Source organism: Paenibacillus sp. J53TS2, from assembly GCF_018403305.1.
In the GTDB taxonomy this organism is placed as follows: Bacteria; Bacillota; Bacilli; order Paenibacillales; family Paenibacillaceae; genus Fontibacillus; species Fontibacillus rhizolycopersici.
In genome coordinates this window covers 74710-94252 of record NZ_BOSK01000006.1, presented here as the reverse complement: position 1 = coordinate 94252, position 19543 = coordinate 74710, and the positions used below count along the sequence as shown (strand labels likewise).

General features: G+C 52.4%; 17 protein-coding genes. 3 read left to right on the top strand and 14 right to left on the bottom strand.

Going from position 1 to position 19543, the window contains the following annotated elements; translation table 11 throughout:
- Positions 1-7: 7 nt before the first annotated feature.
- The 11 genes from KJS42_RS14540 to KJS42_RS14490 all read right to left on the bottom strand — a co-directional run bounded on the left by KJS42_RS14540 (position 8) and on the right by KJS42_RS14490 (position 12221).
- A complete protein-coding gene (locus KJS42_RS14540) occupies positions 8-493 on the bottom strand; it encodes a DUF456 domain-containing protein (protein ID WP_213623386.1) in 486 nt (161 codons plus the stop codon).
- 10 nt (positions 494-503) lie between these two features.
- Positions 504-1247 carry a Cof-type HAD-IIB family hydrolase gene (locus tag KJS42_RS14535; RefSeq protein ID WP_213623385.1) on the bottom strand — a complete coding sequence of 248 codons (744 nt, stop codon included), beginning with the start codon at positions 1245-1247 and terminating at the stop codon, positions 504-506.
- 169 nt (positions 1248-1416) lie between these two features.
- Positions 1417-2265 carry a prohibitin family protein gene (locus KJS42_RS14530; RefSeq protein WP_155606169.1) on the bottom strand — a complete coding sequence of 283 codons (849 nt, stop codon included), beginning with the start codon at positions 2263-2265 and terminating at the stop codon, positions 1417-1419.
- 155 nt (positions 2266-2420) lie between these two features.
- Positions 2421-3302 carry a metal ABC transporter permease gene (locus KJS42_RS14525; protein WP_239483757.1) on the bottom strand — a complete coding sequence of 294 codons (882 nt, stop codon included), beginning with the start codon at positions 3300-3302 and terminating at the stop codon, positions 2421-2423.
- Positions 3302-4255 carry a metal ABC transporter permease gene (locus KJS42_RS14520; RefSeq protein WP_213623271.1) on the bottom strand — a complete coding sequence of 318 codons (954 nt, stop codon included), beginning with the start codon at positions 4253-4255 and terminating at the stop codon, positions 3302-3304. Before KJS42_RS14520 ends, KJS42_RS14525 begins: the two co-directional genes overlap by 1 nt.
- 6 nt (positions 4256-4261) lie before the next feature.
- Positions 4262-5020, bottom strand: a complete 759-nt coding sequence (locus tag KJS42_RS14515; protein WP_193417369.1) for a metal ABC transporter ATP-binding protein — start codon at positions 5018-5020, stop codon at positions 4262-4264.
- A 21-nt stretch (positions 5021-5041) separates the two neighbouring features.
- Positions 5042-6016, bottom strand: a complete 975-nt coding sequence (locus tag KJS42_RS14510) for a metal ABC transporter solute-binding protein, Zn/Mn family (RefSeq protein ID WP_272491433.1) — start codon at positions 6014-6016, stop codon at positions 5042-5044.
- 209 nt (positions 6017-6225) lie between these two features.
- Positions 6226-8226: a peptidoglycan D,D-transpeptidase FtsI family protein gene (locus tag KJS42_RS14505; protein WP_213623270.1), complete on the bottom strand. Its 2001-nt coding sequence runs from the start codon at positions 8224-8226 to the stop codon at positions 6226-6228.
- A 120-nt stretch (positions 8227-8346) separates the two neighbouring features.
- Complete coding sequence (locus KJS42_RS14500; protein WP_483311279.1) at positions 8347-10383, bottom strand: peptidoglycan D,D-transpeptidase FtsI family protein; 2037 nt, start codon at positions 10381-10383, stop codon at positions 8347-8349.
- A 195-nt stretch (positions 10384-10578) separates the two neighbouring features.
- Positions 10579-11739, bottom strand: a complete 1161-nt coding sequence (locus KJS42_RS14495) for a transglutaminase domain-containing protein (RefSeq protein ID WP_193417366.1) — start codon at positions 11737-11739, stop codon at positions 10579-10581.
- Between the two features lie 38 nt (positions 11740-11777).
- Complete coding sequence (locus KJS42_RS14490) at positions 11778-12221, bottom strand: hypothetical protein (protein ID WP_155606161.1); 444 nt, start codon at positions 12219-12221, stop codon at positions 11778-11780.
- Positions 12222-12555: 334 nt separating this feature from the next.
- Here KJS42_RS14490 and KJS42_RS14485 point away from each other — a divergent pair, with 334 nt between their 5' ends.
- The 3 genes from KJS42_RS14485 (at position 12556) to KJS42_RS14475 (ending at position 16694) form a co-directional block, all read left to right on the top strand.
- Complete coding sequence (locus KJS42_RS14485; RefSeq protein WP_213623268.1) at positions 12556-13725, top strand: MFS transporter; 1170 nt, start codon at positions 12556-12558, stop codon at positions 13723-13725.
- Between the two features lie 412 nt (positions 13726-14137).
- On the top strand, positions 14138-16213 hold the full coding sequence (locus tag KJS42_RS14480; RefSeq protein WP_430150020.1) for a serine hydrolase domain-containing protein: 2076 nt from the start codon (positions 14138-14140) through the stop codon (positions 16211-16213).
- A gap of 121 nt (positions 16214-16334) precedes the next feature.
- Positions 16335-16694 carry a toprim domain-containing protein gene (locus tag KJS42_RS14475; protein WP_155606159.1) on the top strand — a complete coding sequence of 120 codons (360 nt, stop codon included), beginning with the start codon at positions 16335-16337 and terminating at the stop codon, positions 16692-16694.
- A 54-nt stretch (positions 16695-16748) separates the two neighbouring features.
- Here the strand turns inward: KJS42_RS14475 and KJS42_RS14470 are convergent, their stop codons facing one another.
- From KJS42_RS14470 to KJS42_RS14460, 3 genes are all read right to left on the bottom strand, one after another.
- Positions 16749-17348 (bottom strand): SCO family protein, encoded by a 600-nt coding sequence (locus KJS42_RS14470; protein ID WP_193417364.1) that lies wholly within the window; start codon positions 17346-17348, stop codon positions 16749-16751.
- Positions 17349-17360: 12 nt separating this feature from the next.
- Positions 17361-18299 (bottom strand): heme o synthase, encoded by a 939-nt coding sequence (gene cyoE / locus KJS42_RS14465; RefSeq protein ID WP_213623267.1) that lies wholly within the window; start codon positions 18297-18299, stop codon positions 17361-17363.
- A 219-nt stretch (positions 18300-18518) separates the two neighbouring features.
- Positions 18519-19520, bottom strand: a complete 1002-nt coding sequence (locus KJS42_RS14460) for a glycoside hydrolase family 130 protein (protein WP_193417362.1) — start codon at positions 19518-19520, stop codon at positions 18519-18521.
- Positions 19521-19543 lie beyond the last annotated feature (23 nt).

Below are 19543 nucleotides of genomic sequence, written 5' to 3'. Positions count from 1 at the left end.
ATATAGGTTAAAATGCAACAATCCAAATGATGAAGATGACGATCATGACCAACTGTAGGATCACCTTAACAACCATGCTGCTAAACAAGCCGACAACCGAGCCGACACCGACTTTAAACGACTTGGACAGCGATTCACCTTTGATCAATTCCCCGATCATCGCACCAAGGAGCGGACCCAGCACCAACCCGAAGGCTGGAATAATAAACGGGCCGATGATAATGCCGATCGTGCTAAGCCACACTGACAGCTTGCTGCCGCCGAATTTCTTGACCCCCCAAGCTCCCACCGCATAATCCGCCACCATCAGAACGACGACGATCAGCGTTTGCAGGATCCAGAAGAACCACCCAAAAGGTTCAAACGAGAAAAACCAACCGTACACGAAAAAGGCAAAATAAACGGCGAGCACCCCGGGTAATACGGGATACACCGCTCCGGCCATACCCACGGCAAATAGGACAATTACCAGAATCCAGCCAAGTACGGTCAATGCCATTTTCTCACTCTCCCGTCAATATATAATCCCGAATTATCCAGGCAATTCCGTCTTCATTATTCGACGTGGTTACGACATCCGCCTTCTCCTTCACGGCTTCCTGCGCGTTGCCCATCGCTACGCCGAGCCCCGCGGCCTCGATCGCGGCCAAGTCATTCAGACTGTCCCCAACCGCCACGACTTCGGACATCTCCAGCCCCAGCAGCCCGCAAACCGTGTCGATTCCACTGGCTTTACTGATTCCCTTCGGATTGATTTCCAGATTGTGCGGGGACGAATTCGTAATTTCAAGGCCGCCCATTTCCTGCAGCTGCCGTAAAATATCTCCTCTCACCTCATCGTCCTCGGTAAAATAACCAAACTTCATCCAATGATTTTGTTCCAATAATTCGGGTTGCCAATTTGTTTCGTTATAGCTGCCCTCAACGGCGTATGCCCAAAACCAGACCATCTTTTCCCGGGAAATGTCGTACATTCGCGAAACCAATGACCGATCAAGCAACACTCTGCGATACAACTCATGCGGCGACTTCCAGACCTCACTTCCGTTCACCGTTATCATCGGCGTCCCCAGGCCTAATTGATCACCGTACGGAACCGCCTCCTGGTACCCGCGTCCCGTCGACAAGCAGACATGCACCCCGGCGGCAGCGGCCTTCCGAATCCAGCGTTCCGTCTCGGGCGTAATTCGATGCTCATCATTAAGCAGCGTTCCATCCATATCGAGCGCCAACAGTTTGTATTTCAACAACAGACAGCTCCCCTATCCGCAATAGATTCTAATCTCTAGACAGCATACCGCCATTTTACCATAATCCCGGGTTCCGACAAAGCGCGCAGACCCGTTGATTAGCTGTCCGTTAAACCCGAAAAAACCGCCCTGGAAGGCGGCTAGGTTCGGGTTAACTTCGATTTAATTAACGCTGGTTCGTCAGCGATTGGATGTCGATGAATGGCGTGGCGCCGCCCGTCACTTGCGGGAGCTTGCCGTCCCATTTCTCCAGCGCTTTCTCCTGTACCTCGATTTGTTTAAGCTGTACCAGTTCCGGCGTAACCTCCTGCTTCTTCAGCTTAAGCGACTCTGCTTCGGCTTGGGCTTGAGCGATCTTCTGCTGCGCTTCGATCTGGATCCGCTTCAGGTCATTGCTGGCCTTCAAGGCTTGTTGCTGAGCAACCTGCTTCGCTTCGATCGATTGGTTAAACGCGTCGGAAAATTTAAAATTGACGATATTAATTTCGTTAACGATTAAATCGTATTTCGCCAGCCGAGCGGTCAAATGCTCGCTAATCTCCCCCGCTACGACGTCGCGCTTGGCGATCAGATCTTCGGCCTGGTAACGTGCCGTTACTTCTTTGACGATCTCTTGCACAGCCGGATTAATGATGACCATATCGAAATTCCCGCCGATATTGTTCATCAGATTGTAGGCCGAATCCTTGTTGACCGAGTAGTTGACGGCGACATGTGTGGAAACCGGCTGTAAATCCTTGGAGGAAGCGGTAGTGTCCGTTTCCGTCTTGGTGACCTGCGTGTTCACCTGAATGACGGTTTGAATAAACGGAACTTTGAAATGCATTCCCGGAGATAAAACATTATCATTCAACTTCCCGAACGTTTTGTATAAACCGACATGGCCGTATTCCACTTGCGCGTAGCTGTTAGAACCAACGATGAGCACGACGATGACGATGATGGCCGTTGAAATCCATTTCCCCACGGGCGTGTTCTTCTTTGGATGTTGCTGCTGCTGTGTACCTGCCTCCATATGAATCCCTCTCCTTAAGTTGTGATCTAGCCGGACCATTTGCCGGCTAACTATATCAAGTAATACGGGGAAGAAGGAACTTGGTAGCAACAACTTGACAAGAATGCGTCACTTTCGGTCTAAAAATAGCGTTTGTTTTCGCTTGATTCGGGGCCTTAAACCGCTGCAGCGTTCGGTCGATTTCGCTTGCCAAATCGGGCGATCAGGCCATGCTTCGGAGAACAAACAAGCGCCAGCAGGAACAGGATGCCGGCTACCGTCACCATCGAGCCGGCGATGGAGGCGTCCAGCCATTTAGCCGCGTAGTAACCGCCCGCTGCGCTAAGCACCCCGATCAACACGCTGTACCCCAGCATGGCGCTCAGCCGATCGGTCAGCAAGTAAGCTGCCGATGCCGGAATGATCAACATGCCAACAACCAGGATCGCGCCAACGCTCTCAAAGGAAGCGACCGTTGACAGCGAAACCAACCCCATCAGTAAATAATGGAATAAGGCAACCGGAATCCCAACCGCAGCCGCCAGCGCAGGATCGAAGGCGCACAATTTAAACTGCTTGTAGAACAACAGGATTGCCACTAGCACGAGGAGCAGCGTTCCGCTCAGCATCCAGACGGCGACCGGCCCCATGTCGTAGCCGTTCCAAATCCAGGTGTCCCACTGCACGTAGGCAATTTCACCAAACAGCACGCAATCCAGATCCAGATCAATGTGAGAGGCGTTCCGGCTGATTAGAATCACGCCAACGGCGAACAATGCCGTAAATACGATACCGATCGAGGCATCTGATTGCAGGCCGCTTTGCTGTAAAGCCTGAATCAAGAAAACCGTGATCAATCCCAGCGCGGCCGCTCCGATGAGCATTAACATGGAGTCTCGAGAGCCGCTCACTAGAAATGCGATGGCAATCCCCGGCAAGACCGAGTGGCTGATTGCATCCCCGACCATGGCCATTTTCCGCAAAACCAGAAAGCAGCCCAAAACTCCACATGTTGCGGCCACCAGTGTACCGGTCAAAATTATCCAAAAATCAGCCATTATTCCGTCCCCCTTTCAACCGCATTCCCGGCTTGTCGGATCATCGCCAGCTCCGCGGGATGCTGTATCTCGCTGCGGCCGCGCCAGCGGCGCACCCATTTCGCTAGCAGCCCCCGATTTGGTGCAAACAACGCGGAGAGGACAAACAACGCGGTTGCCGCTAATACCGTGACCGGACCGGTCGGCAGATTCGATAAGGTCGAACTGATCAATGTTCCGGTGACCCCCGACAACGCCCCGAATACACCGGCCAACACGACCATGATACCCAAAGCGTCGGTCCAGTACCGGGCGGCGACCGCCGGTGTAATCAGCAAGGCAGCCACCAGTACGACTCCTACTGCTTGAATCCCCACGACGACCGCTACTACGGTCATAAGCAAGAGCAATTGCTCCAGAAAGGCTACCTTAAGTCCCATTCCCCTCGCAAAGCCGGGATCGAAGCTTACTAGCTTAAATTCTTTGAAGAGCCAAATGCAGACTACGATCAACAGAACGGATACGGCGCCCATAAGATAGACGTCCGCGAGCATCATAGAGGCCGCCTGACCAAACAAGTATTTATCGAGGCCGCTTTGGTTCCCGTTGCCGCTGTGTTGGATCTTCGTCAGCATCACGATCCCGATCCCAAAGAACACCGAAAGCACAATACCAAGCGCCGCGTCTTGCTTGATCCGCGTATAGCGAGTAATTGCGGAGATCCCAAACGTCGCTGCCATCCCGGCGAGGATCGCGCCGAGCATAAACAGGCCCACGGACTTGACCCCGGTTAACATAAACGCGATGCAGATCCCAGGCAACGCAGCGTGCGCAAGCGCATCTCCAAGCAAGCTTTGCTTGCGAAGATAGGTGAAGGATCCGATAACGCCGCTTCCTAAGCCCAGCAGCAAGGACCCCATCAAAATCCACTGCAAGTTCGGATCGGTAATCCATTGCCATAATGTCGTTAACATCGTTTGTCACACCTTCCCAGCAGGAGCAGCACCGAAATCCGCCAGCATGGCGATTCTTCCGCCATACGTCTGATGCAAATGATCCGGCGTAAACGTCTCCTCGGTGGGTCCTGAGGCAATCAATTCACCGTTCAGCAGCAGCACATGATCGAAATACTCCTTAACCGTGGATAAATCGTGATGCACGACCAGAACCGTTTTCCCCTGCTCCTTCAATTCGTGCAATAGGGCGATGATCGCTTTTTCCGTGGTGGCGTCCACGCCGGCAAAGGGTTCATCCATAAAATAGACTTGCGCATTTTGCGCCAGCGCCCGGGCCAGAAACACCCGTTGCTGCTGACCGCCAGACAGTTGACTGATCTGACGACCGGCATACTCCGCCATTCCTACCTTGGCCAGACATTCCATGGCGATCTGCCGCTCTTTCGCCCCCGGGCGGCGGAACCAACCAAGCTGGCCATAACGCCCCATCATCACCACATCCAACGCATGGGTTGGGAAATCCCAATCGACCGATTCACGCTGGGGCACATATCCGATCAACTTGCGTTGTTCCCGGTAGGAGCGGCCATAGATGCGTACTTCTCCGTCCAGAGTCGGAAGCAGCCCTAGCACCGCTTTTAACAGTGTGGATTTGCCCGCCCCGTTCGGACCGAGAATTCCTATTAATTGCCCCTCCGGGATTTGAAAAGATACCGAACGCAACACCGGCTTTTTCTGATAAGCAACCGTTAATCGGTTCACTTCAAGCGGATAACTCTTCATCCTTGTTCTCCCCTTCTGGACTTATTTCAACGCTTCAACGATCGTGTTCACATTATGTTGGACCATATGAATGTACGTGTCCGCCTCGGAGCCGGCTTCTCCCAACGAGTCCGAATACAGCTCGCCGCCAATTTCCACGGTATGCCCCAGCTCAGCGGCTCCGGCGATGACCGCCTCCATCGATTTGGTAGGGATACTCGATTCCACGAACACGGCCTTGATCTTGTTCTCAACCAAGAAGTCCCGAAGCTTTGCGACGTCCTTTGAACCGTATTCGGCCGCCGTACTGATCCCTTGCAGGCCCATGACCTGGATCCCGTAGGCATCTCCAAAGTAACCAAACGCATCATGTGCCGTTACCAATACCCGGTCCTGCTCGGGGATTTCGGCAATACGTTGCTTCACCTCCGCATCCAGCTTCTCCAATTCGGCGATATACGCTTCGGCGTTCTTCCGATAGACGTCCGCTTGGTCCGGATCGTAGGCTGACAACGTGTCTCGGATCGTTTCCGTCGCCGTGATCCAGTGCCGGACGTTAAACCAGATATGCGGATCGTATTGCGATCCGCCGGCATCCGCGCCAGAGCGCAGTTCGCCCGGATCAATGTCCTTCGAGACCGCCACGGTCCGCTTCCGCTGCTCCAATTTCTCGAAAACTTCCGTCATTTTCCCTTCTAAGTGCAGCCCCCCGTAAAACACGACCTCTGCGTTGTCCAGCTTCTCGATATCCCCTTGCGATGCCTTATATAAATGCGGGTCTACCCCCGGTCCCATCAGTCCGGTCACCTTGACCTGCTCACCGCCGACTTCCCGTACGACATCCGTAATCATCCCGATCGTGGCCACTACCTGTACCGGCGTTTCGTCCGCCGAGTCACGGATATGGTCTGCCTGGCCCTCCGCTTTAGAACAAGCCGCCAATACGATCAAAGCCAATACGCCTAACGTCATCTTTGCCCTTTCAAACGGGCTTTTCTTCATCTTCAACTCATCCATTTCGTTTCTCCTCTCCCTTAATCGCTCAATGTTGTACAAGTAAACACTTGTTTGCTCAGGCCTTATTTTTTAGTGTTATATAAAAATGTTTCCCTTGTGCAAATTTTAAGCAAAGGATTACCAAAAAGCAAGCGAAATTTCCTTGGGACCCCAAAAATTTACTCGCAAAAATAGCCCCGCTCAGCGAGCAGGGCCTCTTCTCGAGTCGATTATTTTTGGGGATGACCGGCCAGACCGTATTCACGGTCATACGCATCGAAGATTTTGCGGGCAACCGGGGCGGCACTGTGGGCTCCAAATCCACCTTCGGGGATGACGACCGCCACCGCCAACTTTGGTTTTTCACGCGGCGCAAACGCAATAAACACACCATTTTCCATCAGTTCACCTTTATAAGCTTGCTCCGAAGTTCCCGTCTTCCGGGCAAAATCGTATGGAAACCCGTCAAACGCGCTGACGTCTGTCCGCATGCCTCCGATGACTTCGTCCCAGTAGGCCTCGTTCATTTTGATATCGTTCAGCACCCGGGGCTTGAGTTCCAGCACCGTATTTCCCGAGCCATCGGTCATTTTTTGCACGAGCCTAGGTTGCATGCGTTTCCCCCGATTCGCCAGGGCGGCAGCATATTGCGCCAACTGCATCGCTGTATATTTGCCTTGTTGTCCGAAAGAGGCATAAGCCAACCGGGATAACGCCGTTTCCGATTCGTCCTTATACTCCAATGTCCCCAAATACTCTCCCGGTAAATCGATTCCCGTAGAGGTGCCTAACCCAAACTGCTTCATATAGTCGTCCCAAATATCGATGCCTTTCGCGCGGTATTTGTTATAGAGCTTTTCCCCGACCATATCGACCATAAACGCATTAGACGAGTAGCGAATGGCCAGCCCGGGATCGATGGAACCATAGATATGGTTCGAGGAATTTCGCACCCTCGCTTGATCGTTTCGACCGAAATAAGCAGCCCCTCGATCAGTATACTTCGTTTGGGTCGTAAACAGCTTTTCGTTCAGCCCGATCAGAACGGACAGCGGTTTAATGGTGGAGCCGAGATACACGGTCGACTCGAATCCATGACCCGAGTATCCTGCGCTGTATGGCGTGAGCGTCCCGTTTTTGTAATACTCCCGGATCTTCTCAAATTCCCGGGTGTCCATGCTGCCGGTTTGCCATAAGTTCGTATCGTAATCCGGCATGCTGGCCATGGCGATGATGTTGCCCGTATCGACCTCCATAGCCACCGCGTAACCCGTTTGGGCGAAAGGATGCACTTTCCCGGATACAGGATTCTTGCGGACCCACTCGATTTGGTCCAGAATCGCTTGCTCCGCCGCCAACTGCACCTTTTTGTTCAGCGTGGTATGCAGGTCGTAGCCCTTAACCGGGGGAATGATGTCAGCTACGCCATTCGCCATATTACGCGGATCGATCGGAACCCGCTTGTATCCGTTCTTGCCGCGCAGCTCCCGTTGATAATACATCTCCAGCCCATCGAAGCCAACAAATTCGTCTTCCGTGTACTGCAATGCCGGATCCGAATCCCGACTCTCCCGGATCGGTTTATACCATTCCAAATCATACGTGGACCGGTACTTTTTAAGATAACCGACTGTTTGTACCGCTACCAAGTCGGGATCGTAATGGCGCACCGAATCTTCGATAATGTCTAAACCCGGAAACTTGGTTTTTTGAGCCAAAAAATAAGCGACTTCTTTCTCGGTCAACTCGCTCTTGATCCTGCGGGGAACAAATCCGCCGCCATAGCGGAACTGCAGATCCATCGCCCCGAGAATGGCCTCCTCCGTCATTTCATTCGCGGGATCGCCATATGTATCGAAGGCTTTCTTTAGCTCTCGGGCCAAGGCCCTGGCTTCTGCCGAATTGGCTTGCCCCGCTTCGGATACCGGGTCGTAGTTGCTCTTCTGGAGCGTCAAATACAAGGACTGCACCGGCGTGGAATAAGCCAGCATTTCTCCCCCCGCCGCTAGGATGGAACCTCGGACTGGAGGCATCGGCACCTCCCGAACCCTCATTCTCGTTTCTTCCTTGGAGAGCGTTGGCCCCTCCACAAACTGCATGATCGCAAGCCGTACGATGATGATCGTAAATATGGCGAACGCGCTGAAGAAAAAAAGGTTCAACCGAATATGGAAATGACGTCGCATGAAAGCCTGCTGTTCTTGAGGATTCTCCGAAACGTATCTGTTCATCGTAGTTCCTTCCCGCCTCTCTCCATTGGAACATCTGGGAACCGGATTTCAGCCGCCGGGAATAAAAAAACGACCTTCTCAACATGATGTGAAAAGGTCGCTGCTGTTCAAAAGATTCAGTTAGGGATTGGTTTGCCCGGTTTGATTTCCGTTTTGACCAGTTTGATTATTGCTAGATTGCTGTTGCTGCTCATTTTTGGCTTTCTTCGGCACGCCGTCCAGGCCGTATTCTTGGTCGTACGCATCGAAAATTTTGCGAGCGACGGGTGCGGCACTGTAGGCACCGAAGCCGCCTTCAGGAATAACGACCGCGACCGCCAGTTTCGGGTTCTCCCGCGGCGCGAAAGCGATAAATACGCCGTTATCACGATTGGCGCCGTCAGCCCATTGCTCCGAGGTCCCTGTTTTCCGTGCGAAATCGTAAGGGAAACCCGAGAACGCAAAGGGAACTTCGGTCTCCATTCCGCCGATAACCTCTTTCCAATAAGCGTCGTTAAACTTGACTTCATTAAGGATCACCGGGTTGAATTCCTTGACAATATTGCCCTCGGTATCGGTGATTTTGCTGACGAGATGTGGTTCCATCCGTTTCCCTCTTGTTGCCAACGTCGTCGTATATTGAGCGAGCTGCATCGCGGTGTATTTACCTTGCTGTCCGAAGGAAGCATAGGCGAGTCGGGATAATGCGGTCTCCGATTCATTTGTATACTCTAGCTTGCCTAAATATTCATTCGGAAGATCCACGCCGGTCGAAATGCCAAGGCCAAACTGCTTCATGTAATTATCCCAGATCTCGATCCCTCTGGAACCGTATCTGTTGTACAGCTTCTCACCAACCATATCAACCATAAACGTATTCGAGGAATGACGGATTGCGCTAGCTGGATCAATCGAGCCGTACGCATGCCGCTGTGAGTTGCGAACGCTGGCGGAATCGTTTCTCCCGAAATAAGCAATCCCGGAGTCATGGTAGTAGGTGCTGGTCGTAAACAAACCTTCGTTCAGTCCGATCAACACCGATAATGGCTTAATGGTGGATCCCAGCAAAATGACGGATTCCATGTTATGCCCTGAACGTCCGGAGCTAATTGGCGTGATCGTACCGTTCTGGTAGTTTGAGGAGATACTCGTCCAGTTGTCTGCGGATACCCCGCCCGATTGCCATACGTTGGTATCGTAGTCCGGCATGCTGGCCATGGCTACGACGTTGCCGGTCTCCACTTCCATCGCGACGGCATACCCGGTTTTTGCGTTAGGATGAACCTTGCCGGATACCGGGTGGCTATGCACCCAATCGATTTGGTCGAGAATTGCCTGTTCGGCGATCATCTGGATGTTCTTGTTGATCGTCGTGTGCAAATCATGGCCTTTTTCCGGCGGCGTAATCTCCGCGATACCTGTGGCCATGTTCCGCGGATCGATCGGCACGCTCTTGTAGCCGTTCTTCCCGCGAAGCTCGTCTTGGTAAAATAATTCCAGACCGTCGTAACCGACGTCTTCGGTTTCCGTATATTGCATGGCAGGATCATCGTTTTTCGATTCCCGAATCTGCTTGTACTTGTCGAGCGATGTGGAAGCGCCTTTATATTTCTTGATATATCCGATCGTTTGAACGGCTACGGTATCGGGGTCGTAATGGCGGATGCTTTCCTCCACGATGTCGATCCCCGGAAAGTCGCTTTTCCGTTCCAGAAAATAGGCTACTTCCGCAGCGGTCAGGTCGATCTTGATGCGGCGCGGCGTAAACCCGTTGTTTTGCCGGTAATCGAGGTCCATCGCTTTGATGATTTCCTCTTCCGTCATTTTCGTGTCCGGCGTACCGAATTTATCAAAAACCTCCTTCAGCTTTTTGGCCAATGCCAAAGCTTCCGGACGATTGGTTTTCCCTTTGTCAGTTGCGTTGCTATAATCCTTCTGGAGGGTGATATACAGCGATTGGACCGGCGTGGAGTAGGCTAATTTCTCCCCCGCTGCTGCGTAGATCGTTCCACGCGTTGGCGACAACGGCACGTCTTTGACCCGCAAATTGCTCTCCTGCTGGGACAATGTCGGCCCTTCCACGAACTGTAATATAGCGAGACGCACAATGATAACGGTGAATATGGCAAAAGCACTAAAGAAAAACATGTTTAACCGTATATTAAAATGGCGCTGCATTGCAATTTCCTGCTCTTGCGGATCTTTAACATAAGCGCTTTTCAAGGTGTTTCCCTACTTTCTTCCCCTTAAATCAATTATCGTTTGTGACAACCTACTCTATAGTACCATAACGAAATAAGGCGCGGTGAAGTTACACCCCGTTTCCAGTAATTTTCGTCGGTAGGGCCAAATCCGCGAATCCCTACTGCCACTTTAAATGATCTTATCAGGAACGTGGGTTTCGTTGAAAGCCGGCGGATTAAACCAATCGCCGCTTTTGGCCCAGGTAGAATCGAGCGGGACCCAAGCATTTTTCTCAGGCAAAAACACCTCGTTCCAGGCATGCGGCCCGTATCCGCCTTGTCCATCGTAACCCAGACCGGTCACGACCTTGACCTGAAGCCCTTGGGATCTGGCCATTACGGCGTAAAGCCGGGAGTAATCGATGCAAACCCCACGTTTGGTATCAAACGTCATTTGCGGCGTTTGCTCGTGCCAGATTCCTTTTTCCTCATAGTCTTTCACTTTATCGTAATCATATGACACCCGCGTCCCAACCCAGTCGTACAACCGACGCGCCTTCTCCTCGTCCGTATCGGCCCCTTTGGCAATTTCCGCCGCTGCTAGCTCGATGGAATCCGGGATGTTGGCATCAATGACTTCATATTTCTGCTGCAAGATGCTGCCAAGCTCTGCTTCTACGCTTCGGGTAAATACCGGCAGCTTCTCCTTAATCAAATTGCCGGTAAGCGGCTCGATCACCGTCTTCGCCCCTTGCTGGTAAACCGGCGAGGCTTCAACGTAACGGCTGAACCCGCTGTTCGGGTTCACCGTCACGGCGATGAATAGCAAGGCAATCAGCAGCAAACAGCGTGCCGCTCCAATGACGGCCCCGATCCCCGCGCCTGTCAATCGGCTAAGCAAGGAAGCCGGACGATCCCCACCGGAGAATAGCCAGCCGAACAGGCCGCTCCCCCCGCGGAAGAACAGCATCGCAAACCCTGCCAAGGTGCGTATCAGCCAATACAGCAGGAGGAATACGACGGCAAACCGCATCAGTGGAAAATCACGTACCGCCATGATCAGCGTATACAGAACCTGCTCCCATCGCGCCAGCTCCCGTTCCGGAAGCGGCAAGGTCGACAGCCAAACCTGTACCTTCGGCGACACCCACATCGTAAGTGGGACGGCCACTGCGATTCCGACCAGCGACAATACGCCGCCACTAAGCAGCGCGAACAGACGGCCGGCGGAGCGGGAAGCTCCGCGAACCAATCCCTGTAACACCGAACCCAGCAACACGACCAACAGCAGCACCGTGATCCAGTTATATTCGCTTAAGGTTTGCAGCAATGTCGTCATGTCCAGCTTCATGAGCTCCTCCGTTCATTCTGGTTGTTTGTTTATCTTCTTTATTGGGAATTACGTTTGGCTTCCTGGATAAATGCCTCCAGCGTGTCGTTCATCGACCATTCTCCAAGAGAGACCCCACGGAACGATACCTTTACCTTATCGCTGCCCGCTTGTCCGATAACCTCCAGGTTCGGGGTCGTAATTGTAAACGTGCCGTCCGAATTTTGCGTCAATTCGGCTTCTTTCGCTTCATTTTTCATCATGTTCAACGCTTCGGTTTTGCTGATGTCGAGAGCTTGCTCTTTGACCGTCGTTACCGCATCGCCGATGTCTTTCATCGTGATACCGCTGTAAATGATGATAAAAGCGGCGATGACCAGGACCAGCGCCCATTTCACAACCGTTCTTACGAAGTTCAACACGAGGAAAAGGATGACCAGGGCAACGACGATCACCAGCCAGTTTTCCTGTAGAAATTCGGTCCATACCTGTACATCAAACATGATGAAACCTCCACCTTTGATTTCCTTAATTTTAATTCAATCCCATTATACATGATGGCCCAATGCCATGTCAGCTTAACCCCGGACCGGCCACTGCTTCGTGATGGAAAGCCGGACGGCTTTACAGCACCGAGAAGGTTGGATGAAGTTAGGATCGAGTAGCGGAGCGTAGCTGGAGGCTACGTGAGCAACGGAGAGCCTAGGTGAATTCAAGATTCGACGCCGAATGACTACTAGGCCAATGCTTCGTGATGGAAAGCCGTGGGTAATAAGTTCGTCCCGGCGGGCGTACAAGTATATCAATGAGTCATTTTACGAAAAGGAGGGGCGACGCGTGAAAATCGCCTTCTGGCTGTACTTCTTTATGTTTCTGGCTTTCTTCGATCTGCACGCCCAGTACCCGATCCTGACCCCCTTTGCCTTATCGCTCGGAGCCGCGCCGACGTTTATCGGCTGGATGATGGGCATCTATGCGCTGACCCATCTGCCGGGCAATCTGCTTGCGGGGCAAGGCGTCGACCGTCACGGCAGCAAAGGGTATATGATCTTCAGCCTGCTGACTGCCGGAGTGATCCTGTTGCTGCAGGCTCATGTCACCGAGCCCTGGCAGCTACTCGCGCTGCGGTCAATCAGCGGGTTTGTGTTAGCCTTTTTGTCTCCGGCCTGCCTGGCGATGCTCGCCTCGCTGTCCAAGAGTCCTGTACAGCAAGGCAAGCTGATGGCTGGACATGGCGTTATGCATACCGTTGCCTCGGTCGTGTCGCCGGCCGCCGGCGCCTTCCTGGTCGCCCAATCCGGTTTCACCATCACCTTCCAGATGCTCGGCTGGCTGCTCATCTCGACGGGGATCATCGCTATTTTCACAATCAAGGAGCCTCCGCGGATGCTCGCGGCAGATCCGGCAAAACCAGGCTCCGCCAAGGCACAGGTACCGGTCAGAATCAACGTGATCCCCCTACGTTATTATCTGCTGCCGCTCGCCGTAGCCTGCTCCCAGGGTATTTTGTTTTTTGAGCTTCCGCTGCAGGCCGGCGGAACCGAGGGTATCATGCATACGGGCTTATATTTTTCCATTATCAGCTTAGGGGCGCTCGTGACGCTGTCGATGTTATTTTTGAGCCATTATTCCCCCTATTTAAGAGCAAGCCTCGGCATTCTGGGCATCGCCTTATGTTTCTTCGCCATGGCTGCCTTAGATTTCATCCCGCTCCCCGTTACGCTATTTGCCTTGGGGATGGCCAAAGGGGTGGTGTTCCCCGCTATCGCTTCGCTATTTATCGATTTGAGCGGAGGGAAACGGCTCGGCACCGTATTTTCGCTGCAATCGATCGCGATGTCGCTCGGTTCATTTATCGGGCCGATCAGCGCAGGAGCGATCCACGGTTCGTATTCACCTTACTTTCTGGCCTTCTTCGTGCTGATGTTGGCCATTATCATCGTACCGCCAAAAAAACACGCCGGAGCCCTATCTCCTCCAGTTGGCGCCGGCACCGGACATCCCTGAATCAAGGAATTCGGTATCCGGGACAAGCGCACAGGATATTTCACCCCGCCTTAGGCTGCCGCACAGGGCGCAGGCAATCTTCCTTCATAAGATAATCGTGTAGTAACCGATCCTGTTGAAAGCGGGGTGAACATAGATGGGTGGCGTTGACAATTGCGGACCGGGCCCGGTGGGTCCTGGATACGGTTTCTGGACATCGACGGGGACGATCCTCGTGTTGTACATTTTGCTGGTAATTATCCTTCGTGCTCCTCTTCTCTAGTTCTTTGCAATCAATATAGTCCCTGCACTTCGGTCTGCCCCTTCGGCAGGCCGTTTTGCGTCATTATCCATCCTATTCCAAAAAAGATGAACCCTCCCTTACTTTGTTAACGTACTAAAGATATATCCAATTTAAGGGAGGGTTTTTAGTTTGAAGAAAAGACGAAATGCGTTTCTTGCCATGATCCTTGCTTTTACGCTGCTGATGCCAGCTAGTGTTATGGCGGCCGAAGCGCCACCAACTGACAAAACGCCGCAAGGATTGGAGCAAATCGCCGCCGCGAAAGCCGCGCTGCTCACCGGCACCTACGGAACTACCAGCGTCCAGTACGCTTTGGTGGACAACGGTAAACTTATCGCCTCCGGAGAATCGGGTAAAAACGATGCCGCCGGGAAGATCCCACTGACTTCTGAAACGATGTATGGTATTGGTTCAACCAGTAAAATGTTTACGACTGCCGCTGTCATGAAACTGGTTGACGAAGGTAAAATCAACCTGGATTCGCCGTTGGTGAATTACATAGCGGAGTTTAAGATGAAAGATGAACGGTATAAGCTAATCACGCCACGCATGCTGCTTAACCATTCCTCCGGGTTCGAGGGGTCCAGCCTCGCCAATGCTTTTTTGTTTGATGATAACGACTCTTACGCTCATGATACGCTGCTTGATCAATTGGCCGGGCAATCCCTGAAAGCGGACCCGGGTGCCTATTCGGTTTACAGCAACGACGGTTTTACGCTGGCAGAAATTTTGGTAGAACGTGTCAGCGGCAAGGATTTTACCGATTATATCCATCAAGAATTCACCGTGCCCCTTGGCATGAAGCATACGCTGACCTCACAGGATGACTTGGAAGCTAGCAAGCTCGCCGCACTGTACACGCCTGGAGTTCCGGAACAATTGCCGAACGAAACGGTGAACGTGATTGGAACGGGCGGCATTTACTCGACCGCCGAAGACTTAGTGAAATTCGCCAGCCTGTTCACGGGTGAAGCGGGGATCCTGTCCGAGAAGGCCGTTAATGCCATGGCACAGCCGGAATACAAAAGAGGCGTATGGCCTCAAGACGCCGATAACAGCTTCGACTTCGGACTGGGTTGGGATACCATGCGGTTGTTCCCCTTCAGCGAATACGGCATTAAGGCCTTAGCGAAGGGCGGAGATACTCTGATGTACCATGCGGAGCTCGTCGTTTTGCCGGAACAGAAAATGGCGGCCGCCGTTCTCTCCTCCGGCGGCTCCAGCTCGATGAATCAACTGCTCGCGAACGAACTGCTGCTCCAGGCCTTAAAGGATAAAGGAACGATTAAGGAACCAAAACCGGCCAAGTCTTTCGGTACACCCGAAAAAGCGGATATGCCGGAAGAATTGACGAAGTACAGCGGTTTCTATGGGGCGACAAACCAATTGTTCCGAATTGATGTAGCGAATGGCGAAATCAACATATCGTCTCCGTTTGCGCCAGGCGAATCCTTGGGTCTTCCCAAGCTGATGTACACGAAGGACGGCACTTTTGTCAGCGAGGACGGCTCGCTTAAGGTCAGCTTCGTGAAGGAGAAGAACGGACGCACTTATTTATGGGAAAGACAATACGCCACCGTCCCTGAATTGGGTCAACTGGCCTTAAATCTTTATTCTGCGGAGAAGCTTGAAGAGAACGCGATATCGCCGGAAGTTGAAGCCGCTTGGAAGCAGCGCGAAGGGAAGTCTTATTTCCTGGTATCAGAAAAGTATAGCTCCATGGCTTACTTCATGACGCTGCCAACTTACCAAATCACACGCACAGACAGCTTGCCCGGCTACGTGATGGACAAACAAATCACGGGTCCCGATTCCTTGATGGGCAAACATGCGGTTCCAGCTACGGGAAGCCGCGACTCTGCGGAATTCCGTTTCATTACCCAAGCCGGAAGCGAGTACCTGGAAGCCGGCGGGTCTCGGTATTTGAGCGGGGATCAGATCAAGGAACTGTACCCTGGCAAGAAGTCCTCGGTAACCTTGCGTCCGACGGAACAAGCTCGGTGGTTCTCCATTCCGGCCAAAGCGGCCGGTAAAACGATCACCGTCGACCTGCCCGTTAAAACGTCCTTTGCGGTTTACGACGCCTCCGGGGCTTGCGTGAACTTCTCAGTGGTCAGCGGAAACAACCAAGTGAAACTACCTGAGAATGGAACCCTTGTATTTATTGGAGATCCGGGAACGCGTTTCGATATTGAATTGAAATAACTTGATTCCAGCCCTTTTCCTTATCATTCTATCCTGTTTTGCATGAGATCCCCTGCCGGGTATAAACTAGAAGCGTAACCACAGCTTGGTTGATTACGCTTAAAGCCCGGGGGGGATTTTTTTGTCGCTCAGCATCATCGTAGAAGGCAAGAACGACCGCAGCAAGCTGCGGCGCCTGCTGAACGAGGCCGTCCAGATCTATTGTACGTTTGGCACGTTAAATAACGAGAAGTTGGAAAGTTTGCGCAAAAAGGTCAATGATGACGAGTTGTTTCTGTTCCTGGATAACGATCCATCCGGGAAACGTATCCGAGGCTTGCTGCGCGATGCTTTTCCCGACGCGGTACAAATCTATACAAGACGGGGGTATGCCGGTGTGGAAGGAACTCCCGACGAATACCTGATCGCTCAATTAGAAAAAGCCGGGCTGGAGGAATTTATAAACTATCCTCCAACACCGGCTCCTTATGACAGCTTTTGATCGCGCTTCTCGGCGCTGAAAAGCCTTATTGCTTTTGATCACGTAGTCGCTCCGCTACTCCTTAACTAGATCCACGACTCCTGCGGCGATTTCGTCCGGCGTCGCCTCCGGCCGGTAAATTTCACGCAACCGGCCTTCGCGGTCCACGAGGCCAATTAGGTCCATATGCACGAAATTCCCATCCTCGTCCTGATTAATCAGAATTTTGAACGATTCCATCGCTAGATCGATCGTCTTCTGTTGATCCCCGCGAAGGAAATACCAACCGGAATAATCCGCCTTAAATTTGTCCCCAAACGCCTTGACGTTCTCGAGCGTGTCTCGCTCCGGATCGAACGTAATGGAAACAATAGAAGCATCTTTGCCGAACAGCCCTTTATCCTTCAAAATATCCTGAACCTGACTCAACCGGAAGGTTGTGATTGGGCAAACGTCAGGGCAATTGGCGAAGAAGAAATAGAACAGCCGGACTTTGCCGTTCGTGTCCTGCAGGGTCACTGTCTTGCCGTCTACGTTCTCCATACTGAAATCGGCGACGGGACGAATGACCGGCAGCTTGGGTTTCGCATAAGTATCCCATAACAGATAACCGGCTAGAATCACGCAAATCGCAAGAAGAATCCATGTCCATTTGTATTTCTTCAAAACCGCCATGCCCATCCCCCATTACAGCCTTACCGTATCCAATATCATCACGATCAAGGCAATCGTTAAATAATTGACCGAAAATAGAAAGACTCGTTTCGCCCAAACGTCGTTATCTTTCGCCCGGAACCCCTGGAGTGCCATGAGCAGCCAGGCAACCGACAGAAGGCTTCCAATCACCAGGAACCAGACCCCTGTATAACCGTAGGCGTACATCAAAATCGGAACTGGAATAAGCAATACGAGATACGGAATCATCTGTAGCTTCGTCCGCGGAATGCCCTTGACGACAGGCAACAGCGGGAAGCCCGCAGCCCGGTATTCCTCGGTGCGGCGGATGCCCAACGCCCAGAAATGGGGCGGTTGCCATAGGAAAAGCAAGGCGAACAGCATCCAGGCGCCCAGATCGATGCGGCCCGAAGCGGCGACATAACCAATAACAGGCGGCATAGCACCGGAAATGGCGCCGATCGAGGTACTCCAGGTAGAGCTGCGTTTAAGCCACAACGTGTAGACGACCACGTAAACCAACATACCTACCACGCCAAACAATCCTGCTAGCGGACCACAAAAGGCAAATAATACGGTTAGGCCCAAAACGCCTAAGGTCACCGCATACCACAGCACCGTCTTTGGAGACAATTTCCCTGTGGGAAGGGCACGGTTCTTCGTCCGGGCCATTTTTGTGTCCATCTCCCGGTCGAAATAGTTGTTAAAAACACAGGACGACGCCATCACCAGCGCCGTTCCCAGCAGCATGACAACTAATTGAATATAATCAAGCTCCCAGCGGGAAGCAACCCAAAACCCGGCAAAAGCGGCAATCAGGTTGGAGCGTAAAATGCCTGGTTTCGTCAAGGCGATGAAATCTTTCCAAGTCGCCGTCTCTCCCGGAGGAGTAGGTCTCACGGACAACGCAGCGGATTCCGCAGAAGCCTGAACACTTAATGGTTTGTCCACGCGCGATTCAATCCTCCTACATTTAGATTAGGGTGAGTTTAGGTATTACCTATATCGAACATTCATAAAATTTTCAACAAAATAACCCTCTCGCTATAAACTTTATCATATCAAAACGCAGAAGTGTTTGACAATCGTTGGAATATCGCGCGATAACTATGACAATTTAGTGACACGAAAGCCGTCGGACCTGTCCGACGGCTTTCATTCGTAATGGGTTTATTTGTCCAAACAAAGCTTGATCAGATCATCTACATGCGCGGTAGCCAAGCATTCCACGGTATCCGCCGCGCCGTAATAGATTTTGACTTCTCCATCCGGTTCAAGGACCATCCCGCCGGGGAAAATCACGTCGTTCCGAAATCCGCCATCCGTTTCGTACGGGGCCTCCGGCGCCATCAAAGGTTGTCTGCTCATCCCGACGATCTTGCGAGGATCGGCCAAATCAAGCAGCATAATTCCCGCAGTATAACGTTTCTTCCAAGTGGCCTCCCAGCCGTTCTTCCCCCGCGAAGGATCGATGTCAACCGCGTGGAACGTCGTCAACCACCCCTTGTCCGTCTTCACCGGCGGTGCGGCCGGGCCGATCTTATCGTTAGCGAATGGAACCTGTTCTACCGCGAGCAACAATTCGGATCGGCCCCAGTATACCAGATCGGGCGACTGCGAGATCCAGGTGTCGAATCGATCTACTCCGCCGCGGCCGTACACGGTAAAAGGCCGTTCCAGGCGGACATAGTTGCCGGCGATTTTCTCCGGGAATAACACCATATTACGCAGATCCGGCGTTGATAAGCTGAGAATTTCGAAATGCTCCAGATCGTCCGTGACGGCGATCCCGCCGCGGATTCCATGCTGCGTGTCCACGGCGAAGCACATGTAGCAGCGGCCGTCTAGCACGGTCAACCGGGGGTCGTACGCCCTTATGATCTCTCCGTCATGCAGCTTAAACACCGGCTTCGGTCCGGCCTGCCAATGCAACCCGTCATCACTGTACGCGATGCCGAGATCGGTGGTATGATGCGGCTCAATGGTCTGATGTTCCAGCGAACCATAATCGTTGCGAAAAATCATGACGTACTTGCCATTGAATTTGGTGACCCCTGCATTAAACACCAAAGCCGTATCGTAAGGTACTCGTGCCGCATCCAATATCGGATTCAGCTCATACCGGCGGATGACCGGACTTGAGGTTAATATTGAGGGAACTTGATGGACCATAAGATTATCCTCCTACTTTTTGA